The sequence below is a fragment of the Acidobacteriota bacterium genome (assembly GCA_016195325.1).
In the GTDB taxonomy this organism is placed as follows: domain Bacteria; phylum Acidobacteriota; class Polarisedimenticolia; order JACPZX01; family JACPZX01; genus JACPZX01.
Genome location: JACPZX010000097.1, coordinates 1 through 20613, shown reverse-complemented (window position 1 = coordinate 20613; position 20613 = coordinate 1). Strand labels below are relative to the sequence as shown.

At 70.6% G+C, this 20613-nt stretch carries 15 protein-coding genes; 7 read left to right on the top strand and 8 right to left on the bottom strand.

Annotated features, from left to right (window positions below; all coding sequences use genetic code 11):
• The coding region (locus tag HY049_16920; protein MBI3450580.1) for a tetratricopeptide repeat protein at positions 1 to 1449 on the top strand (1449 nt) is incomplete at its 5' end.
• A gap of 76 nt (positions 1450 to 1525) precedes the next feature.
• Positions 1526 to 2119, top strand: coding sequence for an HD domain-containing protein (locus HY049_16915; GenBank protein ID MBI3450579.1), 594 nt, complete (start codon positions 1526 to 1528; stop codon positions 2117 to 2119).
• On the opposite strand, the gene HY049_16910 is transcribed toward HY049_16915, so the two are convergent.
• The 5 genes from HY049_16910 to HY049_16890 form a co-directional block, all read right to left on the bottom strand.
• Positions 2116 to 2763, bottom strand: coding sequence for a CvpA family protein (locus tag HY049_16910; GenBank protein ID MBI3450578.1), 648 nt, complete (start codon positions 2761 to 2763; stop codon positions 2116 to 2118). The two genes, HY049_16915 and HY049_16910, sit on opposite strands and share 4 nt — an antisense overlap.
• Positions 2764 to 2787: 24 nt before the next feature.
• The gene (locus HY049_16905) at positions 2788 to 4671 is read right to left on the bottom strand and encodes a tetratricopeptide repeat protein (GenBank protein MBI3450577.1); all 1884 of its coding nucleotides are present in this window, start codon (positions 4669 to 4671) and stop codon (positions 2788 to 2790) included.
• Between the two features lie 56 nt (positions 4672 to 4727).
• Complete coding sequence (locus HY049_16900) at positions 4728 to 6428, bottom strand: hypothetical protein (GenBank protein MBI3450576.1); 1701 nt, start codon at positions 6426 to 6428, stop codon at positions 4728 to 4730.
• Positions 6429 to 6442: 14 nt separating this feature from the next.
• Entirely contained in the window at positions 6443 to 7729 is a 1287-nt protein-coding gene (locus tag HY049_16895) for a phosphoesterase (GenBank protein MBI3450575.1), read from the bottom strand.
• A 72-nt stretch (positions 7730 to 7801) separates the two neighbouring features.
• Positions 7802 to 8173: an SWIB/MDM2 domain-containing protein gene (locus tag HY049_16890; GenBank protein MBI3450574.1), complete on the bottom strand. Its 372-nt coding sequence runs from the start codon at positions 8171 to 8173 to the stop codon at positions 7802 to 7804.
• A gap of 621 nt (positions 8174 to 8794) precedes the next feature.
• On the opposite strand from HY049_16890, the gene HY049_16885 reads away from it, so the two are divergent.
• Positions 8795 to 10498: an amino acid permease gene (locus HY049_16885; protein MBI3450573.1), complete on the top strand. Its 1704-nt coding sequence runs from the start codon at positions 8795 to 8797 to the stop codon at positions 10496 to 10498.
• Here HY049_16885 and HY049_16880 read toward each other — a convergent pair.
• The 3 genes from HY049_16880 to HY049_16870 form a co-directional block, all read right to left on the bottom strand.
• Positions 10485 to 12677 carry a hypothetical protein gene (locus HY049_16880; protein ID MBI3450572.1) on the bottom strand — a complete coding sequence of 731 codons (2193 nt, stop codon included), beginning with the start codon at positions 12675 to 12677 and terminating at the stop codon, positions 10485 to 10487. The genes HY049_16885 and HY049_16880 overlap by 14 nt on opposite strands.
• Before the next feature lie 22 nt (positions 12678 to 12699).
• Entirely contained in the window at positions 12700 to 14418 is a 1719-nt protein-coding gene (locus HY049_16875; GenBank protein MBI3450571.1) for a hypothetical protein, read from the bottom strand.
• A 95-nt stretch (positions 14419 to 14513) separates the two neighbouring features.
• The gene (locus HY049_16870) at positions 14514 to 15005 is read right to left on the bottom strand and encodes a hypothetical protein (protein MBI3450570.1); all 492 of its coding nucleotides are present in this window, start codon (positions 15003 to 15005) and stop codon (positions 14514 to 14516) included.
• A gap of 309 nt (positions 15006 to 15314) precedes the next feature.
• Here HY049_16870 and HY049_16865 point away from each other — a divergent pair, with 309 nt between their 5' ends.
• The 4 genes from HY049_16865 to HY049_16850 all read left to right on the top strand — a co-directional run.
• Positions 15315 to 16835: a S8 family serine peptidase gene (locus HY049_16865; protein ID MBI3450569.1), complete on the top strand. Its 1521-nt coding sequence runs from the start codon at positions 15315 to 15317 to the stop codon at positions 16833 to 16835.
• 178 nt (positions 16836 to 17013) lie between these two features.
• On the top strand, positions 17014 to 19527 hold the full coding sequence (locus HY049_16860) for a diguanylate cyclase (GenBank protein ID MBI3450568.1): 2514 nt from the start codon (positions 17014 to 17016) through the stop codon (positions 19525 to 19527).
• Positions 19528 to 19538: 11 nt separating this feature from the next.
• On the top strand, positions 19539 to 19700 hold the full coding sequence (locus HY049_16855; protein MBI3450567.1) for a hypothetical protein: 162 nt from the start codon (positions 19539 to 19541) through the stop codon (positions 19698 to 19700).
• A 98-nt stretch (positions 19701 to 19798) separates the two neighbouring features.
• Positions 19799 to 20613 (top strand): acetate--CoA ligase family protein (locus HY049_16850; GenBank protein MBI3450566.1); only part of this gene is annotated, 815 nt, incomplete at its 3' end.

Below are 20613 nucleotides of genomic sequence, written 5' to 3'. Positions count from 1 at the left end.
GGGCGCGCGGCCGAGGGGGCGATCCGCGTTCTCGCGTTCGCCGCCGGCGTCGCGCTCGCCGTCCTCCCCGTCACGGCGCGAAACCGGTACGTCTCCGGGGAATGGGTGCTCCTGACCGCCGGGGGGGGCGAGGTCTTCTACATCGGGAACAACCCGGCAGCGGACGGAAAGTACTCGCCGCCGGATTTCGTGCGCGCGACGAGCGTCGTCGAGCACGAGGACTTTCGCGCCGAAGCGGCCCGGAGGCTCGGCCACGAGGTCACGCGCCGCGAGGCCTCGAGCTACTGGCTGGGCGAAGGGCTCCGCTGGATCGCGGCGCACCCCGCGGACGCCGCGGCGCTCGAGCTGACGAAGCTCAGGATCCTGCTCAACGACTACGAGCTTCCGGACAACCAGAATTTCTACCACCATCGTCTCTTCATCCCCTTCCTCGGCTGGCTGCCGACCTGGGCGCCCCTCCTCGCGCTCGGCGCGGCGGGGATCGTCCTCTCGATCGGCGTGTGGCGCGAGGCCCTGCCTCTCTATCTCCTCTCGGCGGGGTACGCGGGGTCGGTCCTCCTCTTCTTCAACTTCGCGCGGTTCAGGCTGCCGCTGGTCCCTCTCCTCGCCGTCTTCGCCGGCGAGGCGATCGTCGAGCTGCCGGGGCATCTGTTCCGTGGAGGATCGTTCCTCCGCAGGGTGGCGCCCTTCGCGGCGGCCGCGATCGCCCTGGCGGTCGCGATGCTGCCGGCCGGGAACGATCCCCTCCACGTCGGGCAATCGGAATCGCAGTTCTCGAGCCTCCTCGCCCGCGCCGGCCGGGCCGCGGAGGCGAGGCCCCGATCCGATCGGGCGATCGGCCTCCTCGAGTCGATCTATCGGGAGCGAGGCGGCCACGTCGGCGCGGGTGGGCACGGCGTCGCCCCCGCCGGCGATCCGTCGCGCCCGCCGCTGGGCGCCTCGTACTACGGAATCCTGATGGGCGCGTACGAGGCGCGCTCGCGCATCGAGCGCGCGGGCGGGGACGACGCCGCGGCGCTCGCCTGGATCGAGCGCGCCGCGATCGCGGCCCCCGACGCCGACATCGGCTTCGACGTGCTGGTCGCCTGCGGCGAAGCGCTCCTCGACGCGAACCGCGTCCCCGAGGCGCTGGCGGTCCTCTCACGCGCGCGAGCGCAGGACGAGCGGCAGCTGCGGCTGGGCCTCCTCTACGCGCAGGCGCTCCACCGATCCGGGCGGCCCCGGGAGGCTCTCAGGGTCGTGGAGGCGGCCCTCGACGCCAACCCGCATCCGGGGGATCTCGATCTCGCCGACGCCAACTACGGCCTCGCGCTGATCTACCGCGATCTCGGCGACATCCCGAGGATGAAGTTCCACCTCCGGGAGACGCTCGGCCACAACCCGAACCATCCGCGCGCCGGGTGGATCAAGGCGACCCTCGCCGCCTCCGAGCGGGAGCCCGGAAGCTGACGCCGTTGCGGGGGGGCCGGCCGCGTTCCAGAATGGATCGGGATCGAGGGATCGCGCCCCTCATGGAAAGGAGAACTTGAGCTCACCGTCCGCCCGCTCTCCAAAGCTCGGAGCCCGCTTCCAGGAGGCGCTCGCCTTCGCCTCGGAGCTGCACGAAACGCAGCTTCGCAAGGGAACGGAGACCCCCTACCTCTCGCACCTTCTCTCGGTCGCCGCGCTCGTCCTCGAGGACGGCGGCGACGAGGAGGAGGCGATCGCCGCGCTGTTGCACGACGCGGTCGAGGACCAGGGGGGGATGAAGACCCTCGAGGAGATCCGCGCGCGCTTCGGCGAGCGCGTCGGGGCGATCGTCGAGGGGTGCTCCGACTCGGTCTCGACTCCGAAGCCCCCGTGGCGGGAGCGCAAGGCGAAGTACATCGAGCACCTGAAGACCGCCTCCCCCTCCGTCCTCCGCGTGTCGGCCGCCGACAAGCTCCACAACGCGCGCTCGATCCTGATGGACTACCGGCGGCACGGCGACGGCATCTGGTCCCGGTTCAAGGGGGGGAAGGACGGGACGCTCTGGAATTACGGTGAGCTGGTGAAGGCCTTCCGCGAGGCGGGAGGAAGTCCGCTCGCCGAGGAGTTCGCGCTGGTCGTGGCCGAGATCGAGAAGGCGGTCGGCCGCTAGCCGTTGGGGTCCTTGGTTTTCGCCGGGTCCGCCCCCTTCGCCGCCGCTCCCTTCAGCCCCTCGATACCCTTGAGCACCTCGGGGACCCCGGGAAGAGGCTTCACGTCGCCGCCCCCCGGCAGCATCCCCTTCCCCGCCGCCGCCATCCGCGCTCGCGCCTCCTCGTAACGGTTCCGGAGAGACTCGGGGACGATCGACTTCACCGCGGCCGAGATCCTGACGATGTAGGGGGAGATCCTCGATCCCGAGACGAGCGTGCTGTCGGCCGGGAGGAAGGCGGTCAGCGGGACGAGGACCGCCCCCGCGAGGAGCGCCGCGATCGCGAGGCCGAGCCCGGCGCCGGAGAGGCGATCGATCCACCGGAGATGCACCGCCTCGAGCGTCTTCGTGATGAACCAGACGAGGATCGAGAAGGCGATGAGCGTGGCGACGAAGACGGCGCCGAACGCGACGAAAAGCCGGACGTGCTCCTCGTGGATCCAGCCGGAGATCGCCGCCTCGACCGGCGCGTGGTACCAGCATCCCAGGCCGAATCCGATGGCGATCGCGACGGAGCCCAGGACCAGCCGGACGAGCCCCTTGAAGGCGCCGTACACGATGAAGGCCGCCACGACGACCAGGAGAGCGATGTCGAGAGCGTTCACGTCACGACCTCCCTTCGAGCGTTGTCAGAGCTTGCCGCGTTCGGCCGCCGCCGCTGGATTTCCGGGGCGGATCTGGAGGGCGCGATCGAGGTGCCGCAGCGCCGTCGCGCGATCCCCCATCCGCGCGGCGACGCGCCCCAGCCCCAGCTCCACGTCGAACTCCCCGTCGTGCAGCGCCGCCGCCTTCTCGTAGGACTCCTTCGCTCCCGCCCAGTCGGAGGCGGCCTCGAGCGCCTGAGCGCGGCGCAGGTGCGCGTTCCAGAACTGCGGGCGCCGCCCCGCGGCCCGCCCGTACGCGTCGGCGGCCTCCTGCGGCCGCCCCAGATCCCTGAGGCTGTTCCCCAGATTGAACCACGTCTCGTACCGCGAGTCGTCCATCGACAGCGCGCGGCGGTACTCCGCGACGGCGCGCTCGGGCTCCTTCCTCCCGGCCCAGATGTTACCCGAGTTGTAGTGGACGTTCGCCTCCTGGATCGTGGCGCTGTCGTCCCTCTCGAAGTGCGCGAGGAGGAACACCGCCGCGACGATTCCGGCGAGAGCGCCCGCCGCGCCGCGCCGCCCGCCGCGCCACGCGTCCCAGCCGGCGACGACGGTGCAGGCTGCGAAGGCGATCAGCGACGGGGCGGAGGGAAGGCGGTAGCGCGACGACACGTAGAACATGAGCACGGTCGCGAGGTTCGAGGCGAGGGCGATGAGGAGAAGCCAGCCGGCCGGGTTCAACGCGCCCGGCCCCAGCGCGCCGCCGGCGATCGTCGCCTTCCACGACGCGGCGCCGAGCGCCCGGGCGATCGCCGGCGCCGCGAGCGCCACCAGGAGCGCGAAGGGGACGAAGGGAAGCCAGAGCAGCCACACCTGCTCCCGCTCGACGTAGAGGATGTACTCGGTCGAGTACTCGTACGACCCGATGAACCGGAGGAACTTCATCCCGACCAGCCAGGCGAATCGTCCCGGATCGGAGCGCACGAACGCGAGCCCCTTCGAAAACCAGTAAGAGGACACCTCGGAGCGCGTCAGCGGCCGGCCAAGAGCCTTCTCGGCGATCCCCTTCTCCTCTTCGGCCTGCCTCTCGGGGGCCCCGCTGAACCCTTCCTTCGAGAGGAAGACGTAGAGGCCGCGCGCCCGCGGGTTGTTCGACTGGTAGAAGGTAATCCCTCCCTGCGACGAGATCAGCGTCGACCCTCCCCCGTGGGCCGCGTTGTGGAGCGTGACGGGGAGGATCGGGATCGCCCACCCGGCGAGGAGCGCGAGGGCGGCGATCCGCCACGAGGTTCCCTTCGCCCCCGGCGCGGCCCGCCCCCCCCAGAGCCGGATCCAGAGGACGACGAACGGGGCGGCGAGAAGCGACTCGGGCCTGACGAGCGACGTCGCGCCGAGGAGGCACCCGGCGAGCGCCCACCTCCGGGCGCCGCCGCGCGACGTCGCGCCCACCAGCATCGTCAGCGCGGCGAGGAGGAGGCTCAGGCTCAGCGTCGGCGACATGAGCTTCGACTCGAGGAAGGGGAACGACGCGTAGAGCGCCGCGAGCGCCGCGGCCACGTCGGCGACCCGCGAGCCGAAGGCGAGCGCCGCGAGCCGCCGGATGAGGACGATGTTCAGAAGACCGAGGGCCATCTGGAGCGCGTACGCCGCGCCGACCGTTGCGGCGATCACCTTGTAGAAGACGGCGAGCGCGTACGGGTACCCCGGGGCGAAGTAGAAGGCGTCCTTCGGAAACCACTCGCCGGCCGCGATGCGGCGCGCCCACGAGTCGTAGATGAAGGCGTCGAGGAAGGGGGCGTCGAAGAAGACCGACTCCGCGCGGTACTGGAGGAAATACGCGATGCGGAAGATCGCCGCGAGCGCGAGGACGATGCCGAGAGGGAGGGACCACCACGCGATCGCCCCCTCGGCGATGGCGGGACCGGGCATTGCTTCAGGCGGCGGGGCCCCGGCCGGCGCGGGCGCGTTCCTTCGCCTCTTGCCGCTCATTCCAGCGCTCCACCGGGCAACGGCCGCCACCCTTCCGGCCTCGGGACATCGTAGACGAGGATCGAGTGGCCGATCGTGGCCACCGGCGCCACCCCCGCCAGAAAATCGTACCGGCCGCGCTCCTCGCGGTAGACCCCCTCGAGGTTCGTCGCGCTGATCGCGAGGAGCCCTCCCTCGAAATCCTTCGTGGACTGGACGCCGTACGCCCGCGGGCAGGCCCTCCCGAAGTAGTCGACGAAGATCTTCGAGACGCCCCGCGCCCGAATCCACGCCCCGAGCCCCTTCAGGTCCTGCCCCCAGTCGAGGTTCGAGTCGAGGAGCCACCACCGGCCTCCGGCCGGCCCGCCGGCGATCTCGTTGAAGTACGTCAGCTGGTCGGGGTAGGTGCGCGCCTCGGCCCCGACGGCCCAGACGAGGAGGACGGCCGCCGCGACGCGGCCCGCGCGCCCCTTCAGGCGCCAGAGCGCGACCGCGCCGAGCGCGCCGAGGAGGCACAGGAACGGATAGACCGGCAGGACGTACCGGAGGCCGATGTTCTTGAGGCTCCCCGAGACCGTGAACGCCGCGAGGAGCAGGACCGGCGAGATGCAGAGGATCGCCGCTCGACGCCGCGTCTCCGGCGCGCCGCGCGCGGCGAAGACGACGCCGGACAGCGCCAGCGCCAGGAGCGGGATCGACGTCTTCACGAGGAGCGCGACGAGGTAGTACCCCCGCCAGCCCGTCATCGAGTGCATCCCCATGAGATACGACCACCATCGCTGCCCTCCCGCCTCGGCGTGGTCGTAGCCGGAGATCCAAGAGGCCGGCGCCGGAAGGGGGATCGCCCCGAGGGGCCCCTTCGCGCGCTCGCGCATCGAGTCGCTCTCGAGCTTCATCGACCGGAGCGAGGAGAACGACCCGTGGAACGCGTACCCCGCGTTCAGCACCAGGAGAGCGACCCCGGCGGCGATCGCAAGGGCGATCCCGAGCTCGCGCCACGCACCGCGCCGCGCCCGCGCGAGCCCGATGGAGGCCGCCCCCATCGCCGCGAAGCAGGGGCCGAGGAGGATTGCCGTGAACTTCGCGAGGAGTCCGAGGCCGAAGATCGCGCCGGCCCCGCCCGCCCACGCGCGCGCCGCCGTGCCGTTCGAGCGCAGGCAGCGCTCGAAAGCGATCGTGGCCGCGAAGAAGAGGAGCGTCATCCCCATGTCGGTGGTGACGAGCGCGCCGTGCGCGAGGAGGTTCGGCTCCATCGCGAACAGGAGAGCCGCGGCGCCCGCGGCCCCCGTCGCGGCGGCGGCGCCGAGCGGCCCCGCGACGGAAAGGGCGGTCGCGGCGACGAGAGCGGCGAGGAGACCGCCGGCGATCGCGATCGGGAGGCGGCCGAGCCGGAGCAGGCGATCCCCGTCGTTGGCGTGGTAGAGCCAGTTGTGGCTGAGCGCCCACTCGTCGCTCTCGCGCCGGTACGTCCACGGATCGAGCGGCGCCGCCGCGCCCGTGATGACGACCGGGAGCGCGGCGAGTGCCTTCATCAGCGGCGGGTGCTCGTGGTTGAACTCGCAGTCCGACGCGGTGAGGATCCGGTAGCCGGCGAGAAGATGGACTCCCTCGTCGTACGTGGCCGACTTGGTGGAGGCGGCGGTGAAGGCGAGAGCCACGAAGGCGATCGCCCCGGCGAGCGCCGGGAGCCAGCGGGCCGCCCGACCCGTGCCCGTCATGCCGCGGGCCGCATTCAGGAGTCGCCGGGCCCGGCGCCGTGGCCGGCGAGAACCCGGTCCATCGCCTCCCCGGCGCGCGCGGCGGGAATGCCGCCGGCCCGCCCCTGGGTCACCGACCCGCCGCCGCGCCCGCCGAGCGAGGCGGCGATCTCCCTGACGAGGTCCCCCATCTTCGGCGGCTTCGGACCCTGCGCCTCCTCGCGGTCGCATCGCGCGGCGAGGAGCGTGGCCGTCGCGCCGTCGACCACCGAGACGACCGCGAGCCGCCCCGGCGCCGACGCGAAGAGCCGGGTCAGCGCGAGGGCGTCGTCCACGCTCCGCTCCGCCGGAGTGAACGAGCGCCTGAGGATCTGGAAGCCTCCGGCGCGGGGGGCCGTCGCGGCGATCTCCGCGGCCTCGTGCGCGGCGACGATCTCCCCGAGCGCCCGGGCGCGCCGGGAGATCTCCTCCCGCTCGAGCAGCAGCCGATCGATCGCGTTCGCGAGCTCGTGGGGCCGGGCCGAGAGACGGGCGACGCACCCCGACACGGCGTCGTGCGACTCGCGCAGCGCGCGCGCGGCGCGGCCTCCGCACGCGAACGTGACGCGCGACATCCCCTTCCACCTCTCCCACGCGAGGACGCCGATGAGCCCGATCTGCCCGGCCCGCGCGACGTGAGTGCCGCCGCACGGGGTCGAGTCGAAGCCGCCCACCTCGATGAGCCGCAGAGGATCGCCGGGCTTCAGCCTCACTCCGGCGGCCGCGGCCTCGTTTCCCTCGATCTCGCGCACGCGCACCTCGCAATCCTCCCAGACGATCGCGTTCGCCCGCGCCTCCGCCGCGCGGATGACGTCCGGGTCGGGCTCCGCGAGCGCCACGTCGATGGTGCAGATCGCCTCGCCGAGATGGAACGAGCGCGTGGGCGCGGAGGCCACGTCGACGAACGCGCGGGAGAGGATGTGCTGGCCGCTGTGCTGCTGCATGTGATCGAAGCGGCGGGGCCAGTCGACGGCCCCTTCCACCGTCGCGCCGACGGTGAGGTGGGCTCCGTGGGGACGCCCGCCGGCGTCCCGCAGCTCGACGACGTGTAGCGGACCGCTCTCCGATTCGCGCACGTCGACGACGGGAAGGCCCGCGAGCCATCCGGTGTCGTGGGGCTGGCCGCCCCCCGTCGGGTAGAACGCGGTCCGGTCGAGTGAGATCGCGAGGCGGGCGGAGTCCTCCGCCGGCGACGAGCGTTCGGGGATCGCGTCCAGAACGGCGGCCTGGAATCGCGTCAGGAACGCGTCTCGCTGGTAGAGCCGCTCGGTTCTAGAGACCATTCGGGGTATGGCGGGGATGACCCCGCCGCGACGATCGTTCCGGGCCGCGGCGGGATCGAAAGGAGGCGGCGACTACTTGAGGTGCTTGGCGACGAGCTTGGTCATCTCGAACATGTTGACCTGCTTCTTGCCGCCGAACACCTGCTTGAGATTGTCGTCGGCGTTGATCATCCGACGATTCTTCGAATCCTGGAGCCCGTTCTTCTTGATGTAGGCCCAGAGCTTCTTGGTGACCTCGGTGCGCGGAATCGCCTTGGAACCCACGACCGTCGCGAGCATGTCGTCGGGCTGCATCGGCTTCATGAACGCGGCGTTGGGCTTCTTGGTGGTCTTGCTCGCGGTCGGCATGCTGGGGCTCCTCAATGGCTGAAGTGAGTGGCTCGTGACACGGGATACGGACGAGACGGGATCCATAATAGCCGATTCCGGGGAGTCTTGGCACATCAATATGATGATCTCTCATGGATTCACCGCGCGCAGCGCGACTTTATCGGAGGCCTTCGCGGCGCGGCGCCGGCCGCGCCCGCGGGCGGTCGCCGCGCGCGAGTCACCCGGCGGGGACCGTCCCGCAACCGCGCATCGTGTCCCACAAACTGATCCGGGTTGCCCTCGTCCGGGGACGACGGCGACGGTCCTCGGGGCACGTCGCCAGGCCGTCGCCAGACCCACCGGAAAGTCCTTGTGCTGCAAGAGATTCCAGAAGCCACGGAGGGGAAAGATGGAACGGCCTCGACCGGCCTCTGGCACGCGACCTGCAGTCATTGGAATCGAGCCGGTTGAGACACTCGAACGAGAGACACCGACGACCCGGCCGCACGACATCGTTCTTTACATTGCAGAGATCGGGAGGCGCCGCGGACCCTCCTCCCCCGAGAGGTCCCCCCAGCAAACCCCCCGCGACGCCCCCCCGACTTCAAGAGGCTCTGATTCAGATGAGCCAGGAGGTCGGAGCCCTCGATCGCCGAACCCCCCAGAGTCATGGCCTCCTCCCTGACTCACTCCCCCAACCCGGCATCGAACTCCGACCTCTTTTTTTGTCCCGCGAACGTGTAGTATCTGCCGCTTATGCTGCGAGGCCTTCTCCGCACCAAGAGCCTGGATCATCTGCTGCAGGAGGCGGAGAAGGGCGGCCTCAAGCGGACGCTGACCGCGTTCGACCTCATGGCGCTCGGCATCGGCGCGATCATCGGCGCCGGAATCTTCGCGACCGTCGGCACCGCCGCGGCGGGGGACGCGAACCGGCCGGGCGCCGGCCCGGCCATCATCGTCTCGTTCATCTTCACGGCGATCGCCTGCGGATTCTGCGCGCTCTGCTACGCGGAGCTGGCCTCGCTCATCCCCATCTCGGGCTCGGCCTACACCTACTCGTACGCGACGCTCGGCGAGATCGTCGCGTGGATCATCGGGTGGGATCTCATCATCGAGTACGCCATCGGAAACGTCGCGGTCGCGATCTCGTGGTCGAGCTACTTCAACGAGTTCATCGGCGGGTTCGGGCTCCAGATCCCGATGTGGCTGCGATCCGACATCCAGACCGGACTCGGGTGCCACCGGCTGCTCGCCGGCGTCGCCTCGGCGGCGACGGGAGATCCGGGGCAGCTCGACATGTGCAAGGCGCTCATCGCGTCCGCCCCCTCCATCGCGGGATGGCCGGTCGTGCTCAACGTCCCGGCCTTCGTGATCGTGGGGCTCCTGACGTGGGTCCTCGTCCTCGGCATCAAGGAGTCGAGCCGCGTCAACAACGTGATCGTCGGCCTGAAGATCCTCATCATCCTCTTCTTCATCGCCGTCGGGTTCCGCTACGTGCGGCCGGCGAACTGGTCCCCCTTCATGCCGGGTGGATGGGCCGGGGTCCAGACCGGGGCGGCCATCGTCTTTTTCTCGTACATCGGGTTCGACGCGGTCTCGACCGCCGCCGAGGAGACGAAGAACCCGAAGCGCGATCTTCCGCTCGGGCTCATCGGCTCGCTCGTCGTCTGCACCGTGCTGTACATCGCGACCGCCGCGGTGCTCACCGGGATGCTCCCGGCCTCCAAGCTCACCACCGCCGAGCCCCTCGCCTTCGCGCTCTCCGAGCGCGGCCTCAACTGGGCGGCCGGCCTCACCTCGTTCGGCGCGGTGATCGCGCTGACGGCGGTTCTCCTCGTCTTCCAGATGGGCCAGCCGCGGATCTTCTTCTCGATGTCCCGCGACGGGCTGCTCCCCCCGTACTTCGCGCGCGTGCACCCGAAGTTCCAGACGCCGCACGTGACGACGATCTGGACCGGAGTCCTGGTGGCGGTGCTCTCGTCCGTCACGACGCTCCAGGACATGGTCAACCTGACGAACATCGGGACGCTCTTCGCGTTCGTGCTCGTGTGCGGGGGGGTCGTCGTGCTGCGCGCGACCGATCCGACCCGTGTCCGCCCGTTCAGGATGGCGTGGGTGCCGCTCTTCCCGCTCTGGCTCGTCGTCCTCTACGGCATGGCGACGCTGACCGAGGTCGCCGCGTGGCTGCGCGTGGGCGTGGCCGTCGTGGCGGTGACGGGGCTCTCCTTCAACGTCGCGGCGGCGATGCGGAAGGTGCGCGGGATCGAGGTCGCCGAGTGGATGAAGACCGACCTGGCCCTGGCGGGGATCGCGTGCTGCCTCTACCTGATGGACGGCCTGCCGTGGATCACCTGGAGGCGCTTCGCGATCTGGCTCCTGATCGGCTTCGTCATCTACTTCTTCTACGGCTTCCAGCACTCGAAGCTGGCGAAGGGGCGCCCGGCCGTCACGGCACCCTGAAGACCACCTTCCCCGAGGAGACGTTTCCGGCGCGATCCTTCGACCGGATCACGACGGAGTGCTCCCCCGGCGCGAGATCCTTCGTCGTGAACCGGTACGTCTCGCGCCTCGAGTCCGGGATCCCGTCCTCGGGAAGGAGCGGCACCCAGTCCCCCGCGTCCGCCGAGGAGGTCGTCTCGCCGACGACGGAGAAGGTGTCGGTGACCGTCGCCGTGATCTCGGCGATCTTTCCGGTGACGCGCGCGCGGACGTTGTCGACGACCGGGGGGGTGTTGTCCACGTCGAAGGGGCCCGAGTCCCGCTGCGCGGTGAACCCACGGCCGGCGGGATTCGCCGCCGCGTCGGAGGTGACGACGCGCAGCCGGTAGACGCCGTCGGGCATCGCCGTGGAGTCCCAGGAGACGAAATCCTCGTCGACGCTCGACTCGAGCGTCTTCCACGTCGTCTCGTCCTCGGCCCGGAACTGCACCTCGGCGCGCAGGGGGTCGCCGTTGGCGTCGGTCGCCTTCCACGCGGCCGATCGCATCCCGCGCTGAAAGCCGCGCTTGGGCGGCGTCGGCCTTCGGGGCGCGTCCGAGGCATCGTCCCCGACCGGCGGCACCTGCCCGTTCGACTGGAGCCAGACACCCGGAGGGAGGACGTCGAGGCTCTCGAACTCGGGGGGCATGTTTCGGGGAAGGTAGTGGACCTCGACCGCCTTCAGGAGCGCGGTGGCGTCGCCGGTCGATTTCAGCGTCGCGCGCCACTGCAGATACCGCGCGTCGGGGCGATCGATGAGCGCCGCGCGCGGATCGCCGTACGGCTTCGACCACGGCGACCACGTCGAGTCGGGGTCCTCGGTGTCCCCCGTGCGGACGTCGAGCGCGAGCTCGGTCCCGGAGGGGGTGTCGGCCGTCCAGGAGAGGGCCCCCCATCGGGAGACGAACCCCGCGTCGCGCACCGCGCTCGTGATCGTGCCGGTCTTCGAGTACCCGCGGCTCACCTGGAAGAGGGCGCCGAGGTTGCTCGTCGCGGCGAAGACGGCGCCGTCGCGCCCCACGGCGAAGGCGTTGATCTGCGACGCCTCGAGCGTCGCGAGCTCGCTCGCGTCGCCGGTCGGCGTGAGGGAGATGAGTTTCCCCTTGTCGCCCGTCCCGACGAGGAGCCGCCCCCCCGGAAGCGGCACGAGCGAGAGCGGGACGTTCTCCCGCGACTCCCAGATCTTGCGCCCGTACCCGGCGGCGGAGATCCGGAAGATGGCGCCGGTGTAGCTCTCGGCAGGCTGCCCCCGCTGGGGCTGCGGCTGGGCCGTCTCCGGCGGCGGCTCCGCATCGTCCGGCGTGTCGCCGCCCCCCTCCGCCGTCACGCGGACGCGCGTCACCGGTCCCCTTCCCGGCTCGGGGCCGGAGCGGCCCCGCGGTCCGGCCGCGAGCGCGGCCGCGTAGACGTCGCCGTCGACGACGGCGAGCGCCGAGATCTCGCGCGCGGGGGTGTCGTAGAGGACCGAGACCGCCCCCTCCTGCGGCACGCGATAGACGACGCCCCCCTGATCGCTCCCCGCGTAGAAGCCGCCGTGGCCGTCTGCGGCGAGCGCGCGGATGTGCTCCTCGCGACCCTCGAGGAGCGTCTCGCTCTTCCCAGCGGGCGTCACCCGGAAGATCCGGGCGGGCTGCCCGGTCGCGACGATGAGGTTCCCCGCGCCGTCGAAGGCCAGCGCCCAGATGTACGTCGAGTCCGGCTGGAAGAAGGTCTCCGGCTCCCTGCCGGCCGCCACGCGGTAGACGCGCCCGTGCGGCGAGCTGGCCGCGTAGAGCCGCCCCTGCGCGTCGAAGGCGATTGCGTGGACTTCGACCTCGGGGGCGTCGAAGACCACGTCCATCCCGGCCTTCCCCACCTTGAACACCTGGCCGGAGTTCCCGCCGCCGACGTACGCGGCGCCGTCGGGGCCGATCGCGGCGCACCAGAGGAACGGAGCGGGCGCCTCGGCGAGACGATCGACGGCGGGCGAGAGGGTGAACCATCCCTCCGGCGAGAGCGCCACGGACTCGAGGCGCGCGTCGCCGAAATCTGCGCGCGTCCGGAGGTACCACGCCTGCGCGGCGGCGGCCGGCGAGAGCGTGACGCTGAAGAGCTGCGCGGCGGCCGCGAAGGCCGCGACGGCGACGACGAGCGGGAGATGGATTCGGCGGGTCGAGTTCATGAATTGAGCCTCGCGTGGTTTGTCAGCGGACCTTGAGCGTGAGCGTGGTGCCGCCGGAGACGATCGACGGGAGGGGGATCTTGCTCTCCCAGATCGCGGCCTCGGTCAGAGGCGCGACGTCCCCCGAGTTTCGGTTCGAGCGGAGCGTCGTCAGCACCGAAGGAGGCAGAGCGGGGAGGATCTCGCTCTGGACGACGGCCCCGGGAAGCCTCCGCGCCACCTTCGCGTACAGGGCGTCGCTGGTGCGCAGCTTGTTCACGATGCCGATGATCTGGTCGAGATCCTCGGCGCCGCCGATCTGGCGCGCGAGCATCTGGCGCTCGGCGGAGACCATGAACGACGCGCCGCCGATGTAGACCTGGAGGTCGCCGCGCGGCGTGTTCTCGGGGATCGTGAAGGCGAATGTCTTCACGACGCTCTGGCCGCGGAACGAGCTGACGCGCACGTGGTACTGGATCGTCTCGCCCGGGGCCCCCTCGCCGCGCGACGGCCAGACCCCCTCGACCGTGGAGAGGCGCCCCTCCTCGACCCCCTCGGCGACCAGCGAGATCGATTTCACCTTCGGCGCCTCGAACTTGTTCTGGAAGACCGCGCCGAAGATCCCCTGCACGTCCGCCGCGACGGCGATCGCGGCCGACGCCTGCGGCCCCATCCCGGTGTAGAGATCCTCGATGACGACGGTCGGGTGCCCCTCGAGCTCGACGCGCCCGGTGACCGAGAGCGTCGCCTCGTCGCTGAAGGCCGGCGTGTTCACGAGGCTCCCGGCGACGCTGACCGCGACGAAGTTCGGCGTCCAGTCGCGGTGGTCAACCACCTCGTACCGGAAGCTCGAGGTCCGCCCCCCCGGCGACTTCACCGTGACGGTCATCGGGATCATCTGGGGGACGGGCCCCGTCACGCCGTAGAGGCCGGGAAGTCGAATCTGCTCCCACGTCCCGATCGTCTCGCCGATCCGCGCGAGCTTCGTCGAGGAGGCGAGGGAGGCGAGCGTGTGGTAGATCTCCGCGCGCGCCATCGGGAAGCCGGCGGCCCCCGACATCAGGAAGGGGTGCCCGAACGCCAGCACCCTGTCGCCGTCCACCCACGTGACGGTCCCCGTGGCGGCGAGGCTCAGATCGCCGCGGACGAGCTGCGCCGAGATTGCGTCTCCCGCGCGAAGCGGTCTCCCCCCGGAGGGGGCGCCCGCAGGCGCCGAGCCCCCCGCCCCCGCCACGGCCACAGCCCCCATCGCGCGCAGCGGCGACAGGAACCTGTCGACGATTCGGGAGGGGACGCCCGTCACGACGAGCGGCGTCTCGATCGGCGTCATCACCGATTCACCCGCCCCCCACGCCGCCTGCGCGTCGGTCGCGGATGAGGCGAAGGCTCCGGCGCGGGAGGGCCCCTCACCCGCCGGCGAAGCGCCCCAAGGTGACGCGCCAGAGCCCGAGGCGCGGGCGTTTCCGGGAGGGGGGGTGGTGGTCAGGCCCAGCATGTACTCGATCGGCGTCACGCCCGCGATCGGCTCTTTGGTGAACTGGCCCAGACGGTACGAGAGCGCCCCGATGATCTTCCCGTCGACGTACACGGGGCTTCCGCTCATGCCGGCGGCGACGCCGGTGAAGGCCGCCCTCTCGCCGTCGACGCGGAGAAGGATGAGGCTCTGCGCCGGCCCGAGCGAGTTCTCCATCACGCCGAGGACCTCGGCGGGAAGCTCCTCGATGGTCTCCCCCTGGAGGACGGTGCGCACGACCGCCTTCATGCCTGCGTGGACCTCGGAGAGGGGAAGAATCGCGGGGGCCGCGCCGAGGGAGAGGGCGAGCGCGACGCCGGCGGCGAGGAGCCGCCCGGCCGCGATCAGTCGACTTTCAGTCCCCGCTTGATCGCCTCGACGATGAAATTCTGCATCGAGGGCTCCTTGTCCTTCACGGCGCGGTAGACGAGGCAGGGCAGCTTCAACGAGATCTGAACGCCGTCTTCGTCGAGTGTGTCGAGCCAACGTGTGAACTCCGGCCAGGTGTTCCATGAGAGGGCCTCGATGGCGCCCTTGCGGTACAGCTCGATGAGTTCGACTTCGTCCTTGAGCTTGAAGATGACGTCGTCGGCATCATAGTCGGCGAAATCGCTGTAGGCAAAAAACTTCACCTCGCCCGCCGTCTGATCCTTCCCCTTGATGCTGACCTCGGGGACCTTGTTGCATCGCACGAGGATGAAATCCTGTCGTCCCTTGAAGTGGAAGGCGAGGATCGGATCGCTCTTGCGGTTGTCGTCGGAGGGGGTCTTCAGCGAGCGGTAGACCTTCCGCGAAACCTGCTCGTTGGTCGAATACATGCCCTCCCCTTTCCGCATGGTCGAGCTTCTCTCCTCGTAATAGCCGCACTATACCCCGCTGCATATTCACGGTCAAACGCCGATCCACGGGATCGTCGTGAGTTTAGGGTTCGTCCGCGAAGGCGCCGTCGCACGCCTCACAAGAACTAATCCATCATCTGCAACAATTTACGAGAAGTCGTATTCGGCGAATCGGCCGGCTTGCCCATACTGTGTTGCCTTTTCCGTGTGTGATTTTCTTGGTTTGACGATGCAAAAAGTGCCTCGCATACTATTCAACAGAGCACAATTCGCATTGGCAAACAGGCGTCCTCGGGAGAAGATCACATGCCCTCGCGATCAGAGCATGGCACGCGTCCCGATCGGCACCCCGCTCGTGCGTGGGCGGCCCTCGCTGCGATCGCCCTCCTCTGTATGTCGCAGGTCGCCGTCGCCGCGGGGGCGAAGCTCTCGCCCGACCTGATCGCGACGCGCGCGCACGGCGCCGGCGCCGATCAGCAGAGAGTCCTCGTCCTCACGACCGGCGGCGCCACCTCGGGCTCCCGGCAGAAGGTGCAGGATCTCGGCGGCGCTGCGGGCAAGGAGCTTCCCGTCGTCCACGGCTTCGCGGCGTCGGTGCGGCTCGACTCCCTCGACGCGATCGCCGCCGACCCGTCCGTGCGCCGCATCGTCCCCGACAGAAAGGTCGCCACGCTCATGGCGACGACGCTCACCAGCTCGGACGCCGAAGAAGCCCGCCGCGTGTCGGGTCTGACCGGCGCCGGCATCGGCGTCGCGGTCATCGACTCCGGGGTCGATCCCCACGAGGATCTCCCCAACGTCGCCGCCTTCATCGATTTCCTGCAGCCCAACTCCCCGAAGTCGGACGACGAGTTCGGCCACGGCACGCACGTCGCGGGGAGCATCGCCGGGGCGGCCCGGCCCGATCCGACGGCCCCCGGCCTCGAGTACGGCGGCGTCGCGCCGCGCGCCTCGATCATCTCGCTCCGCGTCCTCGACCGGAACGGCCAGGGGGACGTCAGCGACGTCATCGACGCGATCGGCTGGGCGATCCAGAATCGCGGCCGCTACAACATCCGCGTCATCAACCTCTCGCTCGGCCATCCGGTGATGGAGCCGGCGGCGCTCTCGCTCGACGCCGCCGACGACTGGATCGCGCCGTACTCCTCGCGCGGCCCCTCCCTCTTCGATCTGACCGTGAAGCCCGACGTCGTCGCGCCGGGGCACCGGATCGTCTCGCTCCGGGCCGTCCACGCCTCCCTGGATGTCCAGCACCCGGAGGCGCGCGTCTCGATCGGCGGCGGCCCGAATGGAAAGTCCCTCGAGCCGCGCTACTTCATGATGAGCGGCAGCTCGATGGCCGCCGGCGTCGTCTCGGGCGCCGTGGCGCTGATGCTGGAGTCGGATCCCTCCCTCGATCCCGACGGCGTGAAGGCGCGGATCATGGCCAGCGCCCGCCGGCTCCCCTTCGCGTCGATTTACGACCGCGGCGCGGGGGCGCTCGACACCGCCGCGGCGATCACCGCGACGCGCGCGGCCGGCCCCGCGACCTCCCCGACCGTGCACTCGGACGGCGGGACGGTGACGCTCGACGCCCCTTCGGACCTTTACGGCGATCCCTCCGCCTGGAACCTCGGCCTGATCTGGCAGAACGGCTTCCTCTTGGATCCCTGCGCGACCGGAGAGGGGCTCATCTGGCAGAACGGGCTGATCTGGCAGAACGGCCTCATCTGGCAGAACGGCGCCCCGACCTCCTCGTGCACGTCGGGGGCGGGGCTGATCTGGCAGAACGGGCTCATCTGGCAGAACGGGCTGATCTGGCAGAACGGCCTCATCTGGCAGAACTGAGGCCGACGGGAGACGAACAGGTTTCACGAGATCCCTGGAGGTGCTTCCCTCCGGCAGGGCCCCATAACGGGGGGAGGGGGCGTCTTCGGGGAAAGAGAGCCCGGGGTCCGGTTCGGTGAGTGGGTCACGAGCCGGGCCCCGGGCGAATCACTCCGATGAGGAAGGCCCTGCGGCCCGCATGACGACGCGTCGAAACCACCTCGCGCTTCTCCTGTCGCTCCTCGCCTTCGAGGGGATCCTCATCAGCGATCCCGTGAGGCCCTGGCTCCCCTTCAGCGTGTGGAACTTCGACGCGACGGCCCTCTCGCTCGCGGGATGCCTCGCCTTCGCGGGGCTCGCCCTCGTCGGCGGCTTCCTCCCCTTCACCTTCCCGGGGCTCTCCCCCCTCCCCTCGACCTTCCCGCTCATCGCGGCGGCGCTGATCCTGTACGGGCTGCCGATGGCGGCGGCGCTGGCCATCGCCACGGCGCTCGTCGCCGCCTTTCGCCCCCCCCAGATGAGCGACGCCGACGTGCGCATCGATCTCGCGCGGCTGCCGTCCCTCCTCGCGGGGATGGGGCTCGGTCTCCTCATCGCCGATCTCGCCGGCTACGCCATTCCCGGCGAGCCGCAGCAGCGAGGCTCCTTCAACTTCGCCGAGACGCTGACCACGTGCTCGGTGCTCGCGTCCGGAGGAATCCTGGCCGCGCTCGTCGCTCGCTACCTCGAGGAGCGCGGTACGGCGGGCTCGCGGGCGCCGATCGCCCTCGCGCCGACCGCCGCCTCCGCGGCCGTCAGCGCGGCGCTCGCGCTCGCGGCCGCCCAGGCCGTCCGCATCTGGGGGCTCGGACCCGTCTCGCTGTGGCTCGTCCCCCCCTTCGCCGTCGCCGCCCCGCTCGCCGCCGCCATGGCGCGGACGCGCGCGCACTCCCGAAGCGCCTTCGAGAGGGCCGACGGCGCGATCGAGATCATCGAGGCCCTCGCCCTCGCGATCGAGGCGAAGGACCGGACCTCGGCCCGCCACCTCAAGCGCATGCGCCGCCTCGCCGCCGGAGTCGGCCGCCGCCTTGGGATGAGCGCGGCGGATCTCGCCGACCTCGACCTCGCGGCCCTCCTCCACGACATCGGCAAGATCGCCGTCCCGGAGTGGATCCTCTCGAAGCCGGGGCGCCTCACCCTCGAGGAGTACCAGAAGATGACGGTGCACTCGCAGACCGGCGCGGGCATCCTCGAGGCGGTTCCCTTCGCGCGGCACGTCGCCCCGCTCGTCCGCCACCATCACGAGCACTACGACGGCACCGGCTACCCGTCGGGCCTCTCGGGGCTCGAGATCCCGCTCGGCGCCCGCATCCTCGCGGTCGTGGACGCCGCCGACTCGATCACCTCCGAGCGCTCGTACCGCATGGCGGTCGATCGCGAGGCGGCCTTCCAGTTCATCGAGGAGAAGGCCGGCACCCTCTTCGATCCGAGGGTCGTGAAGGTCCTCATCGAGAGCTACGACCTCCTCGCCGGCGACGACGCCGCGGGCCGTGACGCCGTGACCGCGGGTGGTGCCACCGCGGCGCCGGTCGAGGCCGACGCGGCGGCCGATCCGACGGCCGAGCCTACGCGCCCGATGCAGACGGTCCTCGACACCATCGCGTCGTCCTCGATGGAGATCTACTCGCTCCACGAGATCGGCCAGGCCCTCGGAAAGGCGCTCAACGTCGAGGAGTCGCTCGCGCTGATCGCGGGGCGCCTCGGCAGCCTCTTCCACTACTCGGCGTGCGCCATCTTCGTCCTCGACCGCGAGCACGGCGTCCTCGTCCCGCGCCTCACTGCGGGCACCGGCGCGGACCAGCTCCGCACCCTCGAGATCCCCCTGGGGGTGGGCCCGAGCGGCTGGGCGGCGATGGAGCGGCGCACCCTCGTCGGCGCCCCGCCCCCCGACGCCGGCATCCGCCACGGCGCGCGCACCGACCTCGAGGCGATCAAGGATCGCCCCGAGATCGCCGCCCTCACCTCGTGCGTCGTCGCGCCGCTGATGGCCGAGAGCGAGCTGATCGGCGTCCTGACGCTCTACGACACCGAATCGAACCCCTACGCCGCCGACGAGGAGCGCCTCCTCGCGATGGTGGGCCGCCAGGTGGGCCAGGCCGTGCGGAACGGCCTCCTCTTCGAGAGGACGCAGGAGGCGACCCTCACCGACGCCCTCACCGGCCTCCCGAACACGCGCTACATGTTCGTGGCGATGGAGCACGAGGTGACCCGCGCCCGCGACACCGGCATGCTGTTGTCGGTGCTGGTCATGGACATCGACCGCTTCGCGCGCGTGAACGAGGAGTTCGGCCACCCGGCCGGCGACCGGTACCTCATCGGCGTCTCGAAGCTGATCCGCACCGTGCTTCGCGACCACGACACGTGCGTGCGATACTCCGGCGACGAGTTCGTCGCCATCCTCCCCAACGTCGGCCGCGAGGAGGCGATGCAGATCGGCGAGCGCATCAAGAAGGCGGTCGACGAGTTCGGCGTGGATGGGCGCGGGGGCCGCCGGGTGAAGACGACGATCAGCATCGGCCACGCCACGTACTCGCTCGACGGCGAGGCCTTCGAGAGCATGATCCTCGCGGCGGACGAGCGGCTGGCGGCGGAGAAGACCGAGCGGCGGTCGAAGGACCTCTCGGGCGCCTCGCTCCTCCCCTTCCGCCGGCCGAGGCACTCCAGCAACAACTAGGGAGAACCTGAATGACTCCCAAAGGCGAGAAGGGAAACGGCCACACCGACAACCGCCGCACGGGCGTCGACCGGCGCATCGCGGACGACGCCGGCTACACCGGCCCGGACCGCCGGCGCGGAGGCCTGAGGCGCCGCGAGGACCGCTCCCCCGACAAGCCCATCAAGAGGTAGGCCGGCCGAGGCGGGCCGCCTCTTGCCTTGATCCCCCACCCGCGTTAGCGTGTCGATCGCTCGCCACATGGCTTCCGCGAGCGCACCGGGGGACCCTTTTGGCGAAGCTCTACGAGCACCAGGGCAAGGCCATCCTCAGGAAACACCGCATCGCCGTTCCGAAGGGTCAGGTCGTCACGTCCGCGAAAGAGGCCCGAGCCGCCGCCGCATCGCTCGGCTGCCCGGTCGTCGTCAAAGCCCAGACCTGGACCACCGGCCGGGCGGGGCTCGGCGCCATCAAATTCGCCGCGACCCCCGACGAGGCCGAAGCCGCCGCCCGCTCGATCCTCGGCCTGAAGATCGGCGCCTTCACGGTGGACTCGCTCCTCGTCGAGGAGCGGCTGAAGATCAAGGACGAGTTCTACGCCGGCGTCATCGTGGACGACGGCGCGCGCGCCCTCACGGCGATCTTCTCGTCGATCGGTGGCACCGGCGTCGAGGAGATCGCGCGGTCGCACCCCGATCGCCTCGCGACGATCACCTTCGACGTCGTCGAAGGGCTCACCGATCACGCCGCGCGGAACGCCATCCGCCGCACGGGCCTCAAAGGCGACACCCTCGTGAAGGCCGCGACCACCCTCACCGCCCTCGCCCGGGCAGCGAAGTCGGTGGAGGCGCGATCGGCCGAGATCAATCCCCTCGTCGTCGTCGAGGGGGGCGACCTCGTCGCCGCCGATTGCCGTATCACCGTGGACGACTACGCCGTCTTCAGGCACCCGGACCTCGGCATCGAGATCGCGCGCGAGTTCGACCGGCCGCCGACGCCCCTCGAGCGGATCGCGTGGAAGGTCGAGTCGGAGGACTACCGCGGCACCTTCTACTTCATCCAGATGGAGCAGGGTTTCCGGCGCGGCGAGCGCGTCGTCGGCTTTCA